This window comes from Lacinutrix venerupis, from assembly GCF_003663945.1.
GTDB lineage: Bacteria > Bacteroidota > Bacteroidia > Flavobacteriales > Flavobacteriaceae > Lacinutrix > Lacinutrix venerupis.
This window is the reverse complement of the sequence record NZ_RCCH01000006.1, coordinates 1-22,735: the sequence shown is the minus strand read 5'-3', so window position 1 is coordinate 22,735 and position 22,735 is coordinate 1. Positions and strand designations below refer to the sequence as shown.

Annotated in this window: 21 protein-coding genes and 1 pseudogene; 14 read left to right on the top strand and 8 right to left on the bottom strand. The window is 29.4% G+C overall.

Features of this window, described 5'->3' with window-relative positions; all coding sequences use genetic code 11:
* Positions 1 to 4 precede the first annotated feature (4 nt).
* Complete coding sequence (gene ruvX, locus CLV86_RS09840; RefSeq protein WP_076732327.1) at positions 5 to 415, bottom strand: Holliday junction resolvase RuvX; 411 nt, start codon at positions 413 to 415, stop codon at positions 5 to 7.
* Between the two features lie 180 nt (positions 416 to 595).
* Here ruvX and CLV86_RS09835 point away from each other — a divergent pair, with 180 nt between their 5' ends.
* The 3 genes from CLV86_RS09835 to CLV86_RS09825 are packed head-to-tail and all read left to right on the top strand — an operon-like array spanning position 596 to position 3,272.
* Positions 596 to 1,411, top strand: coding sequence for a 2,3,4,5-tetrahydropyridine-2,6-dicarboxylate N-succinyltransferase (locus CLV86_RS09835; RefSeq protein WP_121051998.1), 816 nt, complete (start codon positions 596 to 598; stop codon positions 1,409 to 1,411).
* A gap of 43 nt (positions 1,412 to 1,454) precedes the next feature.
* On the top strand, positions 1,455 to 2,513 hold the full coding sequence (locus CLV86_RS09830; RefSeq protein ID WP_121051996.1) for a glycosyltransferase family 9 protein: 1,059 nt from the start codon (positions 1,455 to 1,457) through the stop codon (positions 2,511 to 2,513).
* A 3-nt stretch (positions 2,514 to 2,516) separates the two neighbouring features.
* Positions 2,517 to 3,272, top strand: a complete 756-nt coding sequence (locus tag CLV86_RS09825; RefSeq protein WP_121051994.1) for a glycosyltransferase family 2 protein — start codon at positions 2,517 to 2,519, stop codon at positions 3,270 to 3,272.
* A gap of 1 nt (position 3,273) precedes the next feature.
* Here CLV86_RS09825 and CLV86_RS09820 read toward each other — a convergent pair whose 3' ends face one another.
* From CLV86_RS09820 to CLV86_RS09810, 3 genes are read right to left on the bottom strand one after another with little or no spacing between them, the layout of a single operon-like run.
* On the bottom strand, positions 3,274 to 4,032 hold the full coding sequence (locus CLV86_RS09820; RefSeq protein ID WP_121051992.1) for a lipopolysaccharide kinase InaA family protein: 759 nt from the start codon (positions 4,030 to 4,032) through the stop codon (positions 3,274 to 3,276).
* Positions 4,025 to 4,828, bottom strand: a complete 804-nt coding sequence (locus CLV86_RS09815; protein ID WP_121051990.1) for a glycosyltransferase family 2 protein — start codon at positions 4,826 to 4,828, stop codon at positions 4,025 to 4,027. The genes CLV86_RS09820 and CLV86_RS09815 overlap by 8 nt, the downstream gene beginning before the upstream one ends.
* Positions 4,825 to 5,730, bottom strand: coding sequence for a hypothetical protein (locus CLV86_RS09810; RefSeq protein ID WP_121051988.1), 906 nt, complete (start codon positions 5,728 to 5,730; stop codon positions 4,825 to 4,827). Before CLV86_RS09810 ends, CLV86_RS09815 begins: the two co-directional genes overlap by 4 nt.
* 124 nt (positions 5,731 to 5,854) lie before the next feature.
* Between CLV86_RS09810 and CLV86_RS09805 the strand changes: the two genes are divergently transcribed.
* On the top strand, positions 5,855 to 6,850 hold the full coding sequence (locus CLV86_RS09805) for a glycosyltransferase family 2 protein (RefSeq protein WP_121051986.1): 996 nt from the start codon (positions 5,855 to 5,857) through the stop codon (positions 6,848 to 6,850).
* Here CLV86_RS09805 and CLV86_RS09800 read toward each other — a convergent pair.
* The 3 genes from CLV86_RS09800 to CLV86_RS09790 are packed head-to-tail and all read right to left on the bottom strand — an operon-like array spanning position 6,842 to position 9,462.
* Positions 6,842 to 7,759 carry a glycosyltransferase family 2 protein gene (locus CLV86_RS09800; protein WP_121051984.1) on the bottom strand — a complete coding sequence of 306 codons (918 nt, stop codon included), beginning with the start codon at positions 7,757 to 7,759 and terminating at the stop codon, positions 6,842 to 6,844. The two genes, CLV86_RS09805 and CLV86_RS09800, sit on opposite strands and share 9 nt — an antisense overlap.
* Before the next feature lie 2 nt (positions 7,760 to 7,761).
* Entirely contained in the window at positions 7,762 to 8,385 is a 624-nt protein-coding gene (locus CLV86_RS09795; protein WP_121051982.1) for an acetyltransferase, read from the bottom strand.
* On the bottom strand, positions 8,386 to 9,462 hold the full coding sequence (locus CLV86_RS09790) for a DegT/DnrJ/EryC1/StrS family aminotransferase (RefSeq protein WP_121051980.1): 1,077 nt from the start codon (positions 9,460 to 9,462) through the stop codon (positions 8,386 to 8,388).
* A 110-nt stretch (positions 9,463 to 9,572) separates the two neighbouring features.
* Between CLV86_RS09790 and CLV86_RS09785 the strand changes: the two genes are divergently transcribed.
* The 6 genes from CLV86_RS09785 (at position 9,573) to CLV86_RS09760 (ending at position 14,910) form a co-directional block, all read left to right on the top strand.
* Complete coding sequence (locus tag CLV86_RS09785; protein ID WP_170148534.1) at positions 9,573 to 10,748, top strand: glycosyltransferase; 1,176 nt, start codon at positions 9,573 to 9,575, stop codon at positions 10,746 to 10,748.
* Between the two features lie 126 nt (positions 10,749 to 10,874).
* Complete coding sequence (locus CLV86_RS09780; RefSeq protein WP_076732315.1) at positions 10,875 to 11,435, top strand: L-threonylcarbamoyladenylate synthase; 561 nt, start codon at positions 10,875 to 10,877, stop codon at positions 11,433 to 11,435.
* A gap of 17 nt (positions 11,436 to 11,452) precedes the next feature.
* The gene (locus CLV86_RS09775; protein WP_121051976.1) at positions 11,453 to 12,871 is read left to right on the top strand and encodes a CCA tRNA nucleotidyltransferase; all 1,419 of its coding nucleotides are present in this window, start codon (positions 11,453 to 11,455) and stop codon (positions 12,869 to 12,871) included.
* Positions 12,871 to 13,326 (top strand): GNAT family N-acetyltransferase, encoded by a 456-nt coding sequence (locus tag CLV86_RS09770; protein WP_121051974.1) that lies wholly within the window; start codon positions 12,871 to 12,873, stop codon positions 13,324 to 13,326. The genes CLV86_RS09775 and CLV86_RS09770 overlap by 1 nt, the downstream gene beginning before the upstream one ends.
* Positions 13,327 to 14,361, top strand: coding sequence for a COX15/CtaA family protein (locus CLV86_RS09765; protein ID WP_121051972.1), 1,035 nt, complete (start codon positions 13,327 to 13,329; stop codon positions 14,359 to 14,361). It abuts the gene before it with no gap.
* 36 nt (positions 14,362 to 14,397) lie between these two features.
* Complete coding sequence (locus tag CLV86_RS09760) at positions 14,398 to 14,910, top strand: IS1096 element passenger TnpR family protein (RefSeq protein WP_076732311.1); 513 nt, start codon at positions 14,398 to 14,400, stop codon at positions 14,908 to 14,910.
* Between the two features lie 7 nt (positions 14,911 to 14,917).
* On the opposite strand, the gene CLV86_RS09755 is transcribed toward CLV86_RS09760, so the two are convergent.
* On the bottom strand, positions 14,918 to 15,976 hold the full coding sequence (locus CLV86_RS09755; protein ID WP_211330598.1) for a hypothetical protein: 1,059 nt from the start codon (positions 15,974 to 15,976) through the stop codon (positions 14,918 to 14,920).
* Positions 15,977 to 16,110: 134 nt separating this feature from the next.
* On the opposite strand from CLV86_RS09755, the gene CLV86_RS09750 reads away from it, so the two are divergent.
* From CLV86_RS09750 to CLV86_RS09735, 4 genes and pseudogenes are all read left to right on the top strand, one after another.
* Positions 16,111 to 17,007: an ABC transporter ATP-binding protein gene (locus tag CLV86_RS09750; RefSeq protein WP_076732310.1), complete on the top strand. Its 897-nt coding sequence runs from the start codon at positions 16,111 to 16,113 to the stop codon at positions 17,005 to 17,007.
* A gap of 77 nt (positions 17,008 to 17,084) precedes the next feature.
* Complete coding sequence (locus tag CLV86_RS09745) at positions 17,085 to 17,918, top strand: ABC transporter permease (RefSeq protein WP_076732309.1); 834 nt, start codon at positions 17,085 to 17,087, stop codon at positions 17,916 to 17,918.
* Between the two features lie 92 nt (positions 17,919 to 18,010).
* On the top strand, positions 18,011 to 21,325 hold the full coding sequence (locus tag CLV86_RS09740) for a T9SS type B sorting domain-containing protein (RefSeq protein WP_121051970.1): 3,315 nt from the start codon (positions 18,011 to 18,013) through the stop codon (positions 21,323 to 21,325).
* 136 nt (positions 21,326 to 21,461) lie between these two features.
* Positions 21,462 to 22,735, top strand: a pseudogene (locus CLV86_RS09735) (hypothetical protein); the annotation flags it as partial.

Here is a 22,735-nt window from a genome sequence, read left to right as displayed (position 1 = left end):
ATTATTATTTATTGTAAAGGTAACTTTGTAATATTATTGTTGCACTAATCTCGTCTACTAGTGCTTTGTTTTGTCTTTGTTTTTTCTTTAATCCACTATCAATCATGGTTTGCATTGCCATTTTAGATGTAAAACGCTCGTCTACTCTTTTAATTGGTATTTGTGGAAAAAAGGTGCGTAATCTACTTATAAAAGGAGCTATTAAGGCTTCGCTTTCACTTGCTTCATTATTCATTTGTTTTGGTTCGCCAACCAAAAACAACTCTACATTTTCCTTTGTTGTATAGTCTTTTAAAAAATCTAATAATGTTGTGGTAGCAACTGTGGTTAGTCCAGAGGCGATAATTTGCATATCGTCTGTTACTGCTAATCCGGTTCTTACTTTACCATAATCTATTGCTAGAATTTGAGCCATTATTATTTTTTATGCAAATTTAAGATATTCTATACTACATACATAAATATTATGCCAAATTATAAATAGAGGTTATATTTGCGTGAAGGATGGAGGCATTTGTTGGAGCTCCTCACAGAGAGCGACTGCCGAGAGCCTGACCTTTAGGGCACGCCCAAAACACTAAAAAAATTATTATTAATGAAAGATTTACAACAAACAATTGAAAATGCTTGGGATAACCGAGATTTATTAACTGAAGATACAACTAAAAACGCTATTAGAGAAGTCGTTAAGTTACTTGATGAAGGTACTTTAAGAGTGGCCGAACCTGTTGAGAATGGTTGGCAAGTTAATGAATGGGTAAAAAAGGCTGTGGTTTTGTATTTCCCAATCCAGAAAATGGAAACTATTGAGGTTGGTATTTTTGAATTTCATGACAAAATTCCATTAAAAACGGGTTATAAAGAAAAAGGCATTCGTGTTGTACCTCATGCAGTTGCTAGACATGGTGCTTATATTTCGGCTGGTACAATTTTAATGCCAAGTTATGTTAATATTGGTGCCTATGTTGATGAAGGTACTATGGTAGATACTTGGGCTACGGTTGGTAGTTGTGCTCAAATTGGTAAAAATGTTCATCTTTCTGGTGGTGTTGGTATTGGTGGTGTTTTAGAGCCTTTACAGGCTGCTCCTGTTATTATAGAAGATAATGCTTTTATAGGTTCGCGCTGTATTGTTGTTGAAGGTGTACATGTTGAGACTGAAGCGGTTTTAGGTGCTAATGTTGTACTTACGGCTTCTACTAAAATTATTGATGTTACTGGTGATGAACCTGTTGAGATGAAAGGTCGTGTTCCTGCGCGTTCTGTTGTTATTCCTGGTAGTTACACAAAATCTTTTCCTGCTGGCGATTACAATGTGCCTTGTGCTTTAATTATTGGAAAGCGTAAAGAAAGTACTAATAAAAAAACGTCGCTTAACGATGCTTTACGTGAGCATAATGTAGCGGTTTAATTTAGTTTTCTATTGTTAACTATTTTTTGAATATATAGTAAAAATGAAAATATTGGTAATCCAGCAAAAAATGATTGGTGATGTGCTTACAAGCAGCATTATGTTTGAAGTTTTGCGTGCTAAATATCCTAATGCACAACTGGATTACCTTATTAATACTCATACTTTAGCTGTTGTAGAAAACAATCCTAACATTAGTAATTTTATTTTTTTTACTAAAAAAGAAGAGCATAGTAAAAGAGCCTTATTTAAATTTGCAAAAAACTTACGTAAAAATAATTATAGTGTTATTATTGATGTTTATTCTAAATTATCAAGTAATATTATAACTCTTTTCTCTGGAGCCAACACAACAATTTCTTATTATAAACCTTACACAACTTTTGTTTACACAAATAATATTAAAAGGTATAAGAACACAAAATCTAAATCTGGCTTAGCTATTGTTAATCGTTTACAATTACTAAAACCTTTAGGTATTGAAGCTACAGATGTTAAACCAAAAGTTTATTTAACAGAAGTTGAAATAAAAAATAGCAAAACGCTTTTAGAAAGCAATGGCATTAATTTAAAAAAACCATTGTACATGATAGGTGTATTAGGTAGTGGAGATAATAAAACCTATCCTTTTGCATATATGGCTAAAGTTATAGATAGAATTGTAGAACAAACTAAAGGTCAATTATTATTTAATTATATACCTAGCCAAAAGGAACAAGCGCAAACTATTTATAATTTGTGTAAAGAAGAGACTAAACAATATATTTTCTTTGATGTTTTTGGTAAAAGTCTTCGTGAATTTCTTGCTATTACCAAGCATTGTAATGCATTAATTGGAAATGAAGGTGGTGCCATTAATATGGCTAAAGCGTTAGATATTAAAACCTTTGCGATTTTTTCTCCTTGGATTAGTAAAGACGATTGGAGTCTTTTTGAAAATAACGACAATATTGCCGTACATTTAAAAGACTACAAACCTGAACTTTATAATAATAAAAAGGAAAAAGAGATGAAAGGTGAAGCCTATAAACTTTATCAAGAATTTTCGCCTATGTTTTTTTTCGATAAACTAAATGGATTTTTACAGCAAACTATAAGTTAATAAATGCATAAACTAACAGCTATAATACCTACTAAAAATGAAGCTCATAATATTGAAGCCGTTTTAGCTTCTGTAGATTTTGCTGATGAAATTTTAGTAATAGATAGTTTTAGTGATGATGCTACGGTTGAGAAAGCTACAGCTTTGGGTGCTAAAATACTACAACGTAAGTTCGATTTCTATGGCGCTCAAAAAAATTATGCAATAGACCTAGCAAAGTACCAATGGGTTTTATTATTGGATGCCGATGAACGTGTGACTCCCGAATTAAAAACTGAAATTATTTCAATTTTAAATCAAGACACAATTAACTACGATGCTTTTAGTATAAAGCGCATAAATCATTTTATGGGACAACGTGTTAATTATAGTGGTTGGAGAAACGATAGCGTTATTAGATTATTTAAAAAAGATGCTTGTAAGTACAATAACTTACATGTACACGAATCTCTTATAGTAAACGGAACTACCGGCAAATTACAACATAAATTTTTACATTATTCTTATCGTAGTTTTAACCAATACATGCAAAAAATGGATAGGTATGCAACTTTACAGGCTAAAGATTACGATAAAAAAACTGGCCGCTTAACGCCTTATCATTTTATAATAAAACCTTTTTGGGGATTTTTTAAACACTATATTTTACAAAGCGGTTTTAGGGATGGTGTTGTTGGTTTAACCATTGGTTATGTACAAGGTTATGTAGTTTTTATGCGCTATGTAAAATTATGGCTATTAAGAAAAAATAGAGTTTAAGTTATTTTTTCCAAAATTTTAAACTGTTTTTTAGTCTTCTGCGTCTGTGAAAAGATTCTTGAAACGCTTGTGTTTCTTGCCACATTAAATTAAAAACTTTGTTATAATCTTCGTTTATTAATTTTGCATATTCATCGCTCATTATTTCAACCATGCTTTTATGTATGGTAAGCTTTGCAAAGTTTTTAATACGTTTCTTTAGGCTCATATTTTCAAAAATCATTCGGTTTAAATCCACTAAATAAAATTTATAATTACCATTATTAAATTTTATTAACGTATTTCCTGGAGAATGATCTAGAAAATTAATTCCTTTTTCATGTAAGTTAAATGTAAATTTTGTGAAAGCTCGTAAAATTGCTTCGTAATTAGGTATAGTAAAATCTGTTGTAAGTTCTCGATAAGTAATATCGTCGTTTAATTGCTCACTTATATAATAGCTTTCACCAAAAAACAAACCGTCTTTTTTCTCGTAAAATGCAACTGGATCTGGAGTTCCTACAGAAAGTGCTTTTAATTTATTAGCATACTCAAAAGAACGTTGCGCCTTACTTTTTCTAAAAAATTTATAAACTACTTTGTTTACTAGATTAGGCTTTTTAAAAGATTTTACATTTAGAGTTTTATCTTCTAGTTTAAATAAACGTAAACTATTTCTATCTTGATTACCAAAAGCTTCGCCTTGCGTCTTATAGTTTTCTATAAGGCTGTCTAGCGCTTTTGTGTGCATTTGATATTTAGGGTTTACAACTTTACGCATCTTTTAAATATTTGTCCACACCATTTTTTGCCCAAGTTATAATATTATTAACTGTTTCTTGTTCTATTGAGTCGTTTGTTTTTAATCTTCCTTTCGATTTTTCTTTATGCCAAATATGAAAAACCACACCTGTATACCTTAATCTCTTAGCTTTAACACCTTTATTATGCATTCGTAACATAAGTTCACTATCTTCTCTTCCCCAACCAGTTATTGCTTCGTTATAACCATTTACTGAAATAAAATCTGATTTAAAAAACGATGTATTACAACCACGAAACTTTTTAGAAAAATTATTTTGAGTTTTGTATAAACTAGCTAAAAAAGGTGAATAAATTGCTCTAGTTCGTTTTTTTATTCCTTTTGAAAAAGCATTAAATTTTATTTTCTTTTTTTTAAATAAACTGTTTAAATAACTTTCTTGAATATTTACTCGAGCTCCAAATAAATAAGTATTTAATGCAGCAGATAACATATGATCTTTAATAAAATTATAGTGCATAATACAATCTCCATCTATTTGAATAATATAATCTCCTTTTGCTATTGCAATGGCTTTATTTAATATAATAGATTTTCTAAATCCGTTATCTTCATGCCAAACATGGTGTATTGGTATTAAGGAGTTAGATTTGTATTGTTCTATTAAAGCCTTTGTTGTATTTGTTGAACCATCATCTGCAATAATAATTTCTTCTGGTAATTGGTTTTGGCTTATAGCACTTTTAAGCACTAAATCTAAAGCTTCTGGCCAGTTATAAGTTGAGATTATTAATGTATTTGAAAACTTTTTCATTTTAAAAAATAAGATTCAAAGGTAGTGTTTTGCTTTTTAAAAATTTTTAAAAACTTAAACCATTGTCCAAAATTCTTTTTGTTTAAAAATGATTGTTTTACTTTTAATTTATTGTCACTTTTTATAAGTTCTCTTATTTTATTTAAGTTTTTTGATGGCATATAACCTAAACCTTTCCAAATAGTAGGATCAAGATAAAACAAGTTTTTAAGCTCTTTATAATTGGTTTCGTTTGCTTTTTTCCACTTAGGTAAAAACTCGCTATTTATTTCATGACTGTGTCCCCAATTTTCTAATTTAAATTTTAATTCTTTCTCTGTTCGAGACAAACATTCATGCAACAAAATATTATTTGTATAAATAACACGTTGTTTGGTGTTTCTGGCGCGTTTATAATTTGGATAATTTGTAGCTAACATAACTTTTGTTGGCTCATTAACATATAGTATTCCATTATCTAAATACTTATATATATTAATTAGAAAACCTGCTATTTGAATTGGTGTTTTAACTGGATTATTTAAATACGAGTTGTTTTTTTTTAAAGTATTAACAAACCCTTTAAAATCTATAAAAATTTCATCTGCATCTACTTGTATTAACCAATTCCCAATGCCCATTTCTTTAGCTAACAAATAACGTTCTCTTGTATCGTTCTGTAATGTGCTTAATTCTGGAATGTAAAAATTATTTCTATATATTTTAATCTTTTTGGCTGTATCAAAAGTTTCAATCCAAGTAAAAAAATCTTTATCTATTTCAAATCTATTACCTTTCCAAGTTCTTTGTTTGTTATCTAAAGCTAAATAAATTGTATCTGCTTCTTTATAAACAGGTGGAATAGAATATTTAAGTTTTTCATAGTCATAAGACATTAAAAAACCGACTTGAATTTTTTTCATAAAGTGTTAAAATCTAATAACAAACTCAAAAATACTAAACAATGTGAGATTTATTAAACAATATATTACATTTACAGATAATAACAATTTTTAGCATTTAAATAAACTAGTTTTAAAATTTAAAATGACAGAACTTACTGTAATAATGCCAGTATATAATGGTGAAGCATTTTTAGCAGAAGCTATAGATAGTGTTTTAAAACAAACATTTACTAACTTTAAGTTATTAATTTTAGATGACAATTCTAAAGACGATACTGCTAACATTTTAAACAGTTATAAACAACAAGATTCTAGAATAGAAATTATTACTAAAACCGAAAATGTTGGTCCTGCTAACTTAAGAAACGAAGGAATTTTACATGCTAAAACAGAATACATTGCACTACTTGATGCAGATGATATTGCTTTGCCAACACGCTTTGAAAAACAGTTACTTTTTTTAAAAAACAATTTAGAATACGGCGTTTGCGGAACTTGGTTTACATTTTTTGGTGATAAAAAAAACAAAACTGTTAAGCACGAGGAAACCCATAAACAAATTAAAATACAGATGCTAAACAATTGTTGTATTGGCAATCCTACGGTTATGTTAAAAAAATCTCATCTTGCTGACTTACGTTTTGAAAACCAATACGTTCCTGCTGAAGATTATGCACTTTGGAGTCAATTAGTTTACAAAACAAAGTTTTACAATATTCAAGAATCTTTACTACAATATAGATGGCATCCAAACAATATTAGCCAGACTAAGGCTGAAAATTTAAAAAAATCTGAAAATATAATTAAGAAAAAACAATTATTAAATTTAGGAATTATTTTTAAAGATGCTAATATTAATGCCTATTTAAATGCTATAAGTTTAACTAGAGGACTCACTAAAAATGAAATAAAAAATACTGTTGAAGCTTCAAAAAAATTAATAGCATTAAACGTAAAGAAACAAGTATATAGCCAAGAATTATTTATTGCTCATATAAATAGAATAATAATAAAAAGTATTAGAAATTGTACCGAAAACAATTGGTCTTACTACAAATACATTAAAAATTATTCTGGTTATTATTCTAAAATTCCAACTATAGATAAAATTGCTTTATTTTTTAAATGCTTATTTTAAAAACTTGTATTTAAACAGTTTTTTATAGTATTTAATTTTAGTTTTAAAATCTGCTTTTTTTAAATAAGTTTTCATAAAATCTAATTGATTTTCTGTAACTTTTTCTCCTTTACTTTTAAGCTTTAAAACTTCATACATTGTAGCATTACCAAGAGATTTTACTACCTTATTTATATTAGCTGTTTTAGATTCTGGAACAGCATTTGTAACCTCTAAAACATTTAAATATGAAGAATAATTTTTAAAAAAATTAGACTGTAAAGAATACACACCTCCTTCATGAACACGATAAACAGATGACAAAACATCCATAAAAACACCTTTTCCTTTTTTAAGCAAAACAATGTATAAAGAATTATCTTTAGAATGCTTAAGCGATTTTAAAAGTTCTAAATCTAAAGCTTCTTTTTTAAAAACTGCCGTTAACGTTAAAGTACAATATGGTGAAAAAATATTATTATAATCTATAGTTGTAATCTCTTTTGTATGTCCAAAACTATTAAACGAAAAATCTGTACCGTTAAAAATTTTATAGTTAGTCCAAGAAATTACATAATTAGAATTTGCTTCTAAAAAATCAACCTGTTTTTGAAGTTTTAATGGGTCTATCCAATAATCATCGCCTTCACATAAAGCAATATATTTACCACGCGCTTGTGGGAAACTGTAATGCCACCAAGGCATTATATGTTGTGAATATTTATTTTCCGTTTGAAGAATTAATTTAATTCTAGAATCTTTTTCTGCATGCCTCTTTAAAATCTCTGGAGTAGAATCTGTCGATGCATCATCATGAATTTGAATTTCAATTGGGAAATTAGTTTTTTGAAGATAAAAACCTTCTAAAGTTTGTTCTATATACTTTTCTTGATTAAAAGTTGTACAACAAATAGTCAATAATGGTTTCATTATTAAATGTTTTTTATTTTTCCAGGAACACCAATTATTGTATTCTCTGTTAAACAATTTTGTATAACCACTGCTCCTGCTCCAACGGTTACATTGTCTCCTAAAATTATGTTAGGCAAAATAATTGCTCCAGATCCTATATTACAATTTTTACCAATATTTGCTCCTCCTAATATTTTGGCTCCTGGAGATACATCGCAATATTCGCCAACAATAACATCGTGGTGAATTTGCGCACCAGTATTTATTAAACAACCACTACCAATGGTAACATTATTGCTTATAAAAACATTTGGCATAATGTTACATCCTTCTCTAATATTCACATTTAAATTGCCAATTATTGCGTGTTTAGAAATAATAGATTTATAAATAGCACCAAGTTTTATAAATTTTTCTACAATGGTTCTTCTTATTTTTGGATCACCAATAGCAGATGCAAACTCTGGCTGTTTACTAAAGTCAATTTTATTAAAATGATGTATAATAGGATATTTTTCTAAAAAAAATGCTTCTTCAGGTTTTGTATAATCATCAAAAAAAATAAGATTAGATTGTGTTTTTAAAGTTTCATTTAAAACCACTAATACATCTTTTGCATGTCCTTTTGCACCAATTACAATCATTTAAATAGTATTAATAATATTACAAATTTCAGCTACTTGTTGCTTTTCTAATTCGTAATATAATGGCAAACACAAAATTTTACTAGAAATAGCTTCAGATATTGGCATATTTACTTGTTCTTTTAAATATGGCAATGTATTAAGAGATGGATAAAAATAGCGTCTTGGGTATATTTTTAATTCAGCTAATACTTGTAAAGTTTTATCTAATAACTTTTCACTTTTAAAAATTACTGGCATATAGGAGTAATTTTTTTCTGTTAACTCTCTAAAATTTAAAAAAGTAATGTTTTTATTATTTTCTAATAAATTCTCGTATTGCTCTGTTAGCATTTTTCTTTTTTCAACAACCTTATCCATATAAGGTAATACGCTTAAACCAACAGCAGCTTGCATTTCTGAAGCTTTTGCATTAATACCTAAACCATGAAAATTTAGAGGTCCATTATGTCCGAAATTATGCTGATAAAAACATTTTTTGTACAAGTTATTATTAGGCACAAAGATAGCTCCTCCTTCTCCTGTATGAAATAATTTAGTAGCGTGAAAACTTGTAGTACTTATATCTCCATAAGAGAATATAGATTTCCCTTTATAATTTACTGCAAAACAATGTGCAGCATCATAAATAACTTTAAGATTGTATTTTTTTGCAATCTCTTCAATAGCTTCAACATCGCAAGGATTACCAAAAACATGAGTGGCTAAAATAGCTTGTGTATTTTTTGTTATAGCAGCTTCAATTTTTGTTGGATCGATGGTTAACGAATCTTTTTCAATATCTACAAAAACTGGCTTACAGTTTTCCCAAACTATAGCAGAAGTTGTGGCAACATAACTAAAAGGAGTTGTAATAACTTCTTTAGTAACATCCAATGTTTTTAGTGCAATTTGAATGGGTAACGTACCATTTGTTGTTATAAAAAAGTTTGAAATTTTTAAATAGTCTGCAAGTTTAGATTCTAATTCTAAAAGTAACTCACCTCTATTTGTAACCCATTTTTTATCCCAAGCACGTTTTAAAATTTTTTCGAATTCTTGAATTGGCGGCAGGAAAGTTTGTGTAACATTTATCATTAAAACAAAATTAAGAAACTCCAAATTGTATAAGCCATAAAATATTTTTATTTAAAATTGAAGAATTTGCTTGCTAAATGTATAATTTTACAAGACAAAAAGTGAAAAAAATGAAAAAAAAAGTTCTAATTATACCATCTTGGTATCCAAATACGAACAATAATTTAGTTGGAACTTTTTTTAGAGAGCAAGCATTTTTATTAAACAATAACGGTTTTGATATTAAAATTCTTTTTGGTGTAGAGCACAATCTTGGCTTATTTAAATATTTAAAAAGTTTTTTTACAAAAAAAACCAATCTAAATAAAAGTTATTTAATTCAAGATCCCGAAGCTTATTCTTTTTCTATTTACCATTATAAAAAGTGGCCAAAAAAATGGAAATTAAAAAAAACTAAAAAAGCTTATCAAGCTGCATTTAAAAACATATCTACAAATTGGGCGCCAGAAATTATTCATGCTCAATGCAGTGCAAATGGTGGAATTTATGCACATCAATTATCAAAAAACAATACTATTCCTTTTGTAATAATAGAACACCAAACTTTTATTTTAAATTATTATCATAAAAAAATTCAAAAAGAAATTAAGGAAGCTTTAGAAAATGCTTATAAAGTTGGAGCGGTAAGTTACCACCAACAACGCAGTATTTTAATGAATAGTATTAAATGTAACCCAGAAGTAGTATGGAATTTAATGGATGAAAATAAATTTAAAATAAGTAAAAAAAATACAACGAAAAAATTTACAATTCTAACTATAACCTATCCGCATTTAATTAAAGACACCGAAACATTTTTTAAAAGCTTAAAAATATTTAAAGAAATTTGTAATGATGATTTTGAAGCTATAGTTATTGGAAATGATGCCTTTACCGATAGCTCAAAAGCAAACAGCTCTAATTTTAAAACTCTAGCTAAAAAATATAATGTATTAAACAAATGTACTTTTTACCCACAACTTACAAGAGAAGAAATTAATACCAAACTACAAACTTGTAAAGTTTTTGTATCTACAAGTATTGCAGAAACTTATGGCGTAGCAGTTAGAGAAGCTATGCTTTGCGGAAAACCTGTTATTGCTACAAAAAGTGGCGGTGTTGAAGATTCTATAACGCAAAAAACTGGAGTTTTAGTAAACATAAAAGATGCTAAAGCTATTGCAGAAAATTTATTAAAAATTAAAAACGAAGTACTCATTTTCAATCCCGAATATATTAGAGCTTATATAATTAAACAAAGTGGTCGTGAAGCTTTTATTAAAACAATGACACAGTTTTACAATTAACTTATTTAAAAAAATAAGCTTTTATTTTTCTTTACCTATTGTTTTTATAGTCTATATATAAAGTTTTCAACTTTCATATTTATTATCTTTGTAAACTCAAAATAAGACCAAATATTTTAAATAAAAATGAGAGAAGAAATCGATAAAGCTATAGCCGTTTTAAAAAGCGGAGGTCTTATAGTTTATCCTACAGATACTGTTTGGGGAATTGGTTGTGACGCTACAAATGCCGAAGCTGTAAAAAAAGTTTACAAATTAAAACAACGCCAAGATAATAAAGCTCTTATCTGTTTGGTTAACAATTACAGCATGTTAGAAAAACATGTAGACAATGTACCAAAAATGGCCTATACCATATTAGACATTGCAGATAAACCAACAACTATTATTTACGATGCTCCAGCAGGAGTTGCCGAAAATTTAATTGCCGAAGACAATACCTTAGCCATTAGAATTGTAGATCACGATTTTTGCAAAAAACTAATTCGTTATCTAGGTAGACCAATTGTTTCTACATCTGCAAATATAGCAGGAAAACCAACGCCAAAAAGCTTTAAAGAAATAGACGAAGCTATTTTAAAAGGTGTAGATTATGTGGTAAATTTGCAGCAACAAAAAAATGGTGGAAATCCTTCTACTATTATAAAACTAAGTAATACTAGCGGTGTAAAAATTATACGAGAATAGCTAGTTAGCAAATAAGAATGAATTACAAGCAAGCATTAAAACATAAAATCTTTAAAACAATCTCCAAATCTGCTGCCGAATTAAATTTAGACAGTTACGTTATTGGTGGTTTTGTACGTGATTTTTTACTACAACGTGGTGATGCCAAAGATATAGATATTGTAGCCATTGGAAGCGGTATCGATCTCGCAAAACAAGTTGCTAAAAACCTACCTAACAAACCCAAAGTACAAGTTTTTAAAACTTACGGTACTGCTATGTTAAAACTTAACGATATAGAAGTTGAATTTGTTGGAGCTAGAAAAGAATCTTACAATGAAGACAGCAGAAATCCTATAGTAGAAAATGGTACACTGCAAGACGACCAAAATCGTCGTGATTTTAGCATAAATGCATTAGCTTTAGATTTATCTGAAGATAATTTTGGAAACCTATTAGATCCTTTTAACGGTATTCAAGATTTAGAAAATAAAATAATTCGTACTCCGTTAAATCCAGATATTACATATAGCGACGATCCTTTACGCATGATGAGAGCTATACGTTTTGCGACACAATTAGGCTTTATAATTGAAAAAGAATCGCTAGACGCCATTACACGAAATAACAAACGCATAAAAATTATTACTAACGAACGTATTGTTGTAGAATTAAATAAAATTTTAGAAAGTAAAACACCATCTACTGGGTTTTTACTTTTAGAAAAAACAGGTTTATTACAATATATCCTACCAGAATTAACTGCTTTAAAAGGTATTGATGAAGTAGACGGACAAAAACATAAAGACAATTTTTATCATACTTTAGAAGTTGTAGATAATATTGCAAAACATACAGACGATGTTTGGCTGCGTTGGGCAGCGTTATTACACGATATAGGAAAAGCACCAACAAAAAAATTCAATAAAAAAGTAGGCTGGACTTTTCATGGTCATGAATTTGAGGGTTCTAAAATGGTTTATCATTTATTTAAGCGTTTAAAAATGCCTTTAAATGATAAAATGAAATTTGTGCAAAAATTAGTATTCATGAGCTCTAGACCAATAGTTTTAGCTCAAGATATTGTAACAGATTCTGCTGTACGACGTTTAGTGTTTGATGCAGGTGATTATGTAGACGATTTAATGACACTTTGCGAAGCAGACATAACAACCAAAAACCCTAAAAAGTTTAACAAATACCATAACAACTTTAAAATTGTTAGAAAAAAAATAGTTGAAGTTGAAGAAAAAGATCATGTCCGTAACTTTCAACCACCAATTTCTGGAGAAGAAATTATAAAAACGTTTAATTTAAAGCCTTCAAGAGAAATAGGAATAATTAAAGAAGCTATAAAAGAAGCTATTTTAGAAGGTGAAATTCCTAATGAATATGAACCGGCTTATAAATTAATGATTAAAAAAGGACAGGATTTAGGTTTAAAAATTTCGGAATAATGAAACTGAATATTTTAAGAACAGATTCAAAAAATCCAGATTTTATTGCTTTAGTAAAATTACTAGATAGTTATTTAAAAACTACAGATGGTGATGAACACGATTTTTACAACCAATTTAATAATATAGATGTTTTAAAACACGTCGTTATAGCGTACAAAGACAATAAACCAGTGGGCTGTGGTGCTTTTAAACCTTTTAATAATGTTTCGGTAGAAATTAAACGCATGTTTACCAAACCCGAATTTCGCGGTCAAAATATAGCTAGAACAATATTACAAGAACTTGAAAATTGGGCTCAAGAGTTAGCATATAAAAACACTGTTTTAGAAACTGGAAAAAGACAAACTGAAGCTGTAAATTTCTATAATAAATGCGGGTATAGCATTATTCCCAATTACGGTCAATATAAGCATATGGAAAATAGTTTATGTTTTAAAAAAGAATTAAGTTAAATGAAAAAGCACTTTAGAACCATAGCCAAAACAGCCTTAATTTTAGTGTACTTGGTTATTATTGCTGGAGCAGTTGTACGCATGACAGGTTCTGGAATGGGCTGTCCAGATTGGCCAAAATGTTTTGGTTATTACATACCACCAACACACGCATCAGAATTAGAATTTAAACCAAATCACAACTACAAAAAGGGCATTGTTATTATAAGAAATGAGGCGCTTTTAGTTGCAGAAAAAGATTTTTTATCTTCAGAAAGCATAAACCTTAATAATTGGGAAACATACACAAAGCACGATTACGCCAAGTACAATCCCATACACACTTGGGTAGAATATATAAACCGATTGTGTGGCGCATTGTCTGGTATCCCAATATTAATTTTCACCATTATTTCTTTTGGGTATTGGCGTAAAAATAAATGGATTACAATACTATCTATACTTACTGTTTTTGGTATGGCATTTCAAGCTTGGCTTGGAAAAACGGTTGTAGACTCTAATTTAGCTCCATATAAAATTACCATTCATATGGTAATGGCTTTAGTAATTGTTGCTTTTATTTTGTATTTAATTTATGCTTCAAAAACAACATTTAAAAAACAAATTTCGGATTCTAAATTTAGAAATATTTTACTTTTTGCCATTCTTTTAACCTTAATACAAACCGTGTTAGGTACACAAGTAAGACAACATGTTGATGAGCAGGTTAAAGCTATTGGCTACATAAAAGAATTATGGCTTCAAAATCCAACGCTTCAGTTTTATATACACCGTACATTTTCATTTTTAGTATTCTTCACTAATGCATGGTTATATATTAGAAATAAACGCTTAAACCTAGGTTACAATAAAATGAATTTAGTTATTATTTGTATTGTTTTTGAGGTAATATCTGGAATTGCAATGTATTATTTCGATTTCCCATTTTTATCTCAACCTTTACATTTGGTAATTGCAACTATTTTATTCGGAATCCAATTTTATGTATATTTAGAAAACAGACATAAAAGTATTTTTATTTCTAAAAATATTTAAACAACAATCGTACCTTTGCAAACCAAAATTTAAATTATGATTTACAGATTTAGAGTCATTTTAGACAACGATACAAAAGAGGATGTGTTTCGCGATTTAGAAATTAAAGAAACAGATACAATGGAAGATTTGCATAATATAATTACGCAATCTTTTGGGTTTGATGGTACAGAAATGGCTTCATTTTATTTAAGTAATGATGAATGGGATCAAGGAGAAGAAATATCTCTTTTTGATATGAGTGAAGGTGCAAACCAAGTAAGATTAATGAATGAAACTTCTTTATCTGACACTGTTCACGAAGCGCAAACTAAACTTATTTATGTTTACGATTTTTTAAACATGTGGACCTTTTTTGTTGAATTAGCAGAAATTGCTGAAGAAAATGAAGGTGTTGATTACCCAAATTTAATGTTTGTTCAAGGTCAAGTTCCAGATCATGCGCCTGAGAAAATTTTTGAAGCAGAAAGTGATGATGAATATGATGATGACGATGATTTTAATATTGACGATTACGACAATTTAGATTTTAACGAAAACTGGAATTAAATTAATACTAAAAATTCTTAGTGTTTACACCTTCATAATTACGCTTAACATAAGCTAGAGCATTTTTTAAAATGCCTCCCATATTTTTACTTTTTTTAAACTTTATATCTAATGTATAATCATAGATTTTAGACTTTAATAAATTAATGTGTGCTGCATTAGAAATTTCATCGTTAATCATACAATTAATTAGCGCTTCAATTCTATCATTATAACTAATCATTCGTTTAGCAACAATGGAGCGCTCTTCAATTTTATATTGATCTATGGATTCTTTTTGAAATTTTTCTGAAACTAGCTCAACCATTTTTAGGTTTTCTTTGAAAAATTGAGGTCTATAAACATTAAACTTTCCTTCGTAAGATTGTTGGTCGAAATCTATTGCTCTAATTTTAAAAACAACATGATCAAAATCATGTGTTGGAACAATAACATAATTATAAGATCGCATATCGCCAAGTAACCTAATCATACAGCGCTCGTTAAATTTCACAAATTCTTTAGCTATTTGAGATTTTTCAGAAGCAGTACAATCGTCAAGCATATTTTCTATAAACTCATCTCCTGGAATTCCAGCAATATGCTCTTCTATTAAAGTATCTTTATGTACCATAAAGTTTAAGTTATATGGAGATAGCATGTGCTCCAATTCTAATCCATAAACACGAGAAGCATCAGCTTTTTTTACATAAAAATAGGTGTAATTATCATTTAAAATATTTCTAATCTTTACTCGAAATGGCTTTGAGTTTCCAAAAGTGCAATAATCTACAGCGTCTACATTTAAAAAAGGAATTGTTTTTTCGTTACCATCACTATGCAATGTTGTGTACACTTTTTTAAGACTTAAATCTATTTCTGCTCTATCAAATTCGCTATAGTAAACACGAATCCAAAGCGTATCTTTATCATCCTTATCGTATACTGTAATAGAGCCTTGAAACCTAAGTAAATCGTCGTAATTAATAGCAACACGAGTATTTCTATTATACTCATCCAAATAGTTGTTTAACATACTATTAATTGGATACGACGGCTTTTTCTTAGAAATCTTTAAATCTTTCATAACTTTAATTATACTCAAATTTAAAACAATTAATACTAAAGTTGTAACAAAAGTTCGGTAGCTTCGTCTTATTTTTAAACCAATATATACTGTCTTTTAATTATATAACATTTAGTATCTAAAAATCAACCATCTTGGAAACCATTTTACAAATTAATAATCTCACCAAAAAATTTGGCAATTTAACTGCTGTAAACGACCTTTCTTTTACTATAAAAAAAGGAAATGTTTATGGAATTTTAGGACCAAATGGAAGCGGAAAATCTACAACCTTAGGCATTACTTTAAATGTTGTAAATAAAACAAGCGGAGATTTTAAATGGTTTGACGGCTCTGTATCTACACATGAGGCATTAAAAAAAGTTGGAGCCATTATAGAGCGCCCAAATTTTTATCCATATATGTCTGCTTACAAAAACCTAAAATTGGTTTGTAAAATTAAGGGTATAGATTATTCTAAAATAGACGAAAAACTAGAAGTTGTAGGTCTTTTAGAAAGAAAACATAGTAAATTTAAAACATATTCTTTAGGGATGAAACAACGTTTAGCTATAGCATCGGCATTGTTAAACGATCCTGAAATTTTAATTTTAGATGAACCAACAAACGGTTTAGATCCTCAAGGAATTCATCAAATTAGAGCTATAATTAGACATATAGCAAGCCAAGGAACAACTATACTTTTAGCTTCTCATTTACTAGATGAAGTTGAAAAAGTATGCTCTCATGTAGTCGTGCTTAGAAAAGGTGAAAAATTATATTCTGGACGCGTAGACGAAATGATTTCTAGTAATGGTTTTTTTGAATTAAAATGTGATGATGAAGAAAAGTTATTACAATATTTAGAGCAGCATACATCTATTGAAAAAACAATTAAAAAAGAAGGTTTAATTACTGCTTTTTTAAATGCACCATTATCTGCATCAGCATTTAACAAAGAATTGGTAGAAAAAGGTATTTATATTTCTCACTTAGTTATGAGAAAGGAAAGTTTAGAAGAGCAATTTCTTCAGCTTACAGATAATAAATAAAAATCTATTTATCAATAAACGCATCTCTGCATTACAAACCATCACTGAAAATTTTTCAGTATAAAAAATAAAAGACCATGTTAAGACTTTTAAATATAGAATTTATTAAACTTTGGAATAATAAAGCCAGTAAAGTATTAATTCTTGCTTATTTCATTTTACTTTCACTAATAGCAGGAATTGCTGCTATAAAATTCAACTTTGGAGTTTTCGACTTTCATCTTGCAGAACAAGGCATTTTTAATTTTCCATTTATTTGGCATTTTAATACATATGTCGCTGCAGAATTAAAATTCTTTCTTGCTATTGTTATAGTTTCTATGGTTGCAAACGAATACAGTAACAAGACTATTAAGCAAAATTTAATTGATGGATTAAGTAAAAAAGAATTTATAATTTCAAAATTTGTAACCGTTGCTGTTTTTGCATTTATTTCTACACTATTCATTTTTATTTTATCGTTAATTCTTGGTTTAATCTATTCTAGTTACAATGAGACTAGTATAATATTTTCGGATTTAGAATACTTATTCGCTTTTTTTGTAAAACTTTTAGGTTTTTTCTCTTTCTGTTTATTTGTTGGTATGCTAATTAAACGTTCTGCATTTGCGTTAGGTTTTCTTTTTATATGGTACATGTTCGAAGGCATTGTTAGATTAGGTTTATTTTTAATGGAAAGCACAAAAGAATATGCCGATGCTATTACTCAATTTCTACCTTTAAAATCGATGTCTAATTTAATAGAACAACCACTTGCAAGACTTGGTGCCGCTAAAGAAATAGCTAGCATGGCAGGAGAAGATTTAAGTTACGATTACGCTGTACATTGGTATGAAATTGCTATAGTTTTAGGTTGGACAGCTATTTTTATTTTCTTCTCTTATAGACTTTTATTGAAACGAGATTTATAATAAATCTATTAAAATCTACTTTATTTTAACATTCAACTTATAGATATGTTAAAGCAATTGTAATATATTTGGTTGCTATTGCTTGTAACTAAATGAAAAAGATTGTTTTAATACTTACCACATTATTATATTGTGCAATTTCTAATGCACAAAAAGAAGCCTCTAATTGGTATTTTGGTGATAACGCTGGAATTAATTTTAATTTAGACACAAATACGGTTACCGCTATAAGTAATGGCCAATTAGCAACAGACGAAGGTTGTACAAGTATTTCTGATAGCAACGGAAATTTATTATTTTATACAGATGGAAGAACGGTTTATAATTCCAATCATGCTATAATGCCCAATGGAACGGGTTTAAAAGGAGATCCATCGAGTACGCAATCTGCTATAATAATTCCAAAACCTCAAGACCCAGATACATACTATATTTTTACTGTAGACACACCTTCTTTAGACAATATAGATTTAGGTTTTCATTTCTATGAAGTTAACATGAATTTAGATGGTGGTTTAGGTGGTGTTGTTGCAAACTCAGAAACTCAATTACTTAGTAATACTTCCGAGAAATTAAGTGCTGTTTTAAAAGATTGCCTAACGCAAGATGTTTGGGTTATTACATACGCAAGCAACAACGGAAGTAATAATAACAATACGTTTTACGCATACCAAGTTACAAATACTGGTGTAAATACTACTCCTGTTGCAACTCAAATAGGAAACTCTATAAGTGAAGCTAGAGGCTATTTAAAGTTTTCTCCAGACGGCACAAAATTAGTAAGTGCTAATGTTGCCCAAGGCTTATTTTTATATGATTTTGATAAAAATACTGGAACGGTTAGTAATGCTCAAATTATAAATACAAATTTTACCGCACAGGACGGTACGCTTTTAAGATCTTATGGTGTAGAGTTTTCTCCAAACAACAAATTATTATATGTTTCGGTATTTAATAATAGTACCAATGCTAACAGTTCTAATAATCAATACGGTGCATTGTTACAATTTAACTTAGAAGCACAAAACATAAGTGACTCTCAAGTTGTAATAGACGATAGACAAACCTATAGAGGAGGCTTGCAATTAGGTCCAGATGGCAAAATATATAGGGCAATGAGTGATAACTATCAATTAGGAAGCCCTTTTTTATCTGTAGTAAATAGTCCCAACCAAATTGGCACTGCCTGTAATTATGTAAACAATGCAATTGCTTTAACAAACAATTCAAGACAAGGCTTACCTCCTTTTATTACTTCGTTTTTTAGTGAAGATATAGATATTATCCAAAATGGTATAAGCACAATAAACTTAGGGCTTTGTACAGGAGAAACATATACTTTAATGGCAGATGATATTCCTGGTGCGACTTATACATGGACTAAAGACGGCTTACCTTTAACCGAAAGTGATTTTGACTTAGTTGTTTCAGAAGAAGGAACTTACAGAGTAGAAATTGAAGTGAATGCAAACAGTTGCGGCTTATTGGAAGGCGAAGCCAATGTTACGTATTATAATATTCCAGTTGCTAATCCTGTAGGAAACATAAATGCTTGTGATAATGATAATGATGGCATAACAACTTTCGATTTTACATCGCAAACAAGTACAATAATAGACACACAAGATGCTACTGTGTTTGAAGTTAACTACTTTGAATCTATGGAAGACGCCACAGATAATGTTAATGCCATTAATGGTACCTATACAAACACTAGCAATCCACAAACAATATTTGCTAGAATAGATAATATTAACAACAGAAACTGTTTAGATATTACCACTTTTGAAATTGAAGTATTTAATACGCCAACAATAGCTTTATCAAACGATTTACAAGTTTGTGATATAGATACAGATCCTACAGATGGACAAACGCAAATAATCCTATCAAATTTTAATACAGATATTTTAGGTAATCAAGACGAAACAGTATACACTGTTACTTACCATGAGTCGCAAGCCCATGCAGATGCTGGTATTAATAATTTATCTAATAACTACACAAATCAAACACCTTTAAACGAAACAATTTTTATACGAATTGAAAATAACAACAACACAAATTGTTATAATACAGGAAGTTTTAATCTAGTAGTAAATCCTATTCCAGAAGCTAACGATTCTTACATTTATCAATGCGATGAAGATGGAATAGTTAATGGTTTTACAACATTTAATTTAACAGAAGCTAATAGTGCATTAACTGGAGATACAACAAATAGAACTACACAATTTTATCTAACATTAAATGATGCTATAAGCAACACAAACGAATTAAACGGAAACGCATACAATAATATAAGTAATCCTCAAACAGTATTTGCAAGAGTAACAAATACTATAACAAGTTGTTATAATTTTTGTGAACTTATTCTAGAAACAAGCGATACACAAATTTCCAATTATACCGCTCCAATAGTTTGTGACGAACCAGATTCTCCAGATGGAAAAAACACTTTTAATCTAGATGATTTTTCTACCGATATTTTATCTGGATTACCATCAGGTTTAGAGATAGCTTATTACGAAAATGCAAACGATGCACTTTTAGAAAACAATCAATTACCTTCAATATACGAAAACACAGTACCATATTCGCAAACCATATATGTTAGAGTAGAAAATAACAATGCCTGTTACGGTATAAACGAAGTTTTATTAACTATAGATACAATACCAGATTTAGATGATGATGAAACTGTATTATATTGCTTAAATGAATTTCCAAATACTATAACTTTAGACGCAGGTTTAAATGATTCTCCTTCAAATTACAGTTTTAGCTGGGACAGTGGAGAAACTACAGAAACTATTGCTGTAAATACAGCAGGAAACTTTACAGTAACCGTTACAAACAATACAACTTTATGTAGTAACACAAGAACAGTTACTGTAGAACCATCTAACATCGCCACTATTAATGATATTGTTGTTGTAGATGGAGATATAAACAATAATACTATTACTGTTATTTTAGAAGATAGTGAAGGTGAGTATTTATATGCTTTAACAGACGACGAAGGTAATACAACACTTTTTCAATCTAACAATACTTTTTATAATGTATCACCAGGTATCTACAATGTATTAATTAAAGATTTTAAAAATTACTGCGGAACTGTAGAAAGCAAAGTTTCGGTTATAGGCTTCCCTCCTTATTTCACTCCAAATGGAGATACTTTTAACGATACATGGCAAGTTTATGGTGTTTCTAAAATGTTTCAAGCAAAGTCCGAAATTTTAATTTTCGATAGATTCGGAAAACTTATCACTCAAATTAATCCATTAGAAAAAGGATGGGACGGTACTTTTAATGGTACTCCTCTACCACAAAGTGACTATTGGTTTTCTGTAACTCTTCAAGATGGTCGTGTTTATAAAAATCATTTTACTTTAAAAAGATAAACGTATCAAATTACAAATCTTTATACTTATACTTAAAGCATATCTACTTTAAGTTATTATAATAGTATTAAATTTACAGCCGAAATTATTTTATAATTTCTAAAATGCAAACTCTCAACATACAAATAAATACCAAATGCTTAAGAATACTTTAAAAATAACATTTATACTTTTTTTATTAATACAATCTACTTTTTCTTATGCACAACAACCTAACGATTGTGTTAATGCCGTTGTAGTTTGTGGCGATTCCGATATTGTTTTAGATGTTAATGGCGCTGGAAATAACAGTAACGAATTTCCAACATCATGTAGTAGTGGAGAAAACAATAGTTTATGGCTTGAAGTAACCGTTACAACTTCTGGTTCTTTAGCTTTTACACTTACTCCAAATAGTACAGCTATTACAGAAGATTATGACTTTTTTATTTTTGGACCAAATACAACCTGTGGAAATTTAGGACCAACAATAAGATGCTCTACAACAAATCCACAAGCCTCTGGTCAAGGCAATAACTTAACAGGTTTAAGTACAGTAGAGACAGATAATTTTGAAGGACCTGGAGCTGCCGGCAATAGTTTTGTTAGTGCTATAAATGCAACCGCAGGAGATTCATATTTTATTGTTATAGATAGACCTGTTGGTAATAGTCCATTTAGTTTGCAATGGACGGGAACTGCTCAATTTAGTGATGCACCAACAAGTGAAACAGATCCAACAGGAAATGCTTTAGATATCACTATTTGTAATACAGGAAACTCATCAGCATTTAATTTAGAACAAAATACGCCGTTAATTATTGGTTCGCAAACAGATATTGATGTCGCATATTATGAAAATGAAAGTGACGCAAATATTGGAACAAATGCTCTATCTAGTCCTTATCCAAATCTAAATAATGGTCAAACTATTTATGCTACTATTACAAATACAATTACTAATTGTTTTACCATACAAGAATTTAATCTTTTTTTAGAAGATAGTCCACAAATTACCTCTTTAACAAGTAACACCAGTGTTTGCTCTGGTCAAGACGCCATTTTCACCATTACCGGAGATGCAGGCAATGTTGTAGACTACAATATTAACGGTGGCGGTACAGTGCAAGTAACACTAGATGCAGCAGAACAAGGTATTGTTACCGTTGCAGGAGCTACAGCAGACCAAACCATAACTTTAGAAGCTGTTACCAATCCTTCTACAACATGTACAACAACATTAACAGATACCGAGACAGTTACTATTGGAGCAAATCCAACCATTACAAGTTTAACAACAAACACAGATATTTGTTCTGGAGCAGATGCTATATTTACTATAGATGCCACTGCCGATGATGTTATAGACTATACTATTAATGGAGGCGCAATACAACAAGTTGTTGTAGATGCTACAGGTCAAGCTATTGT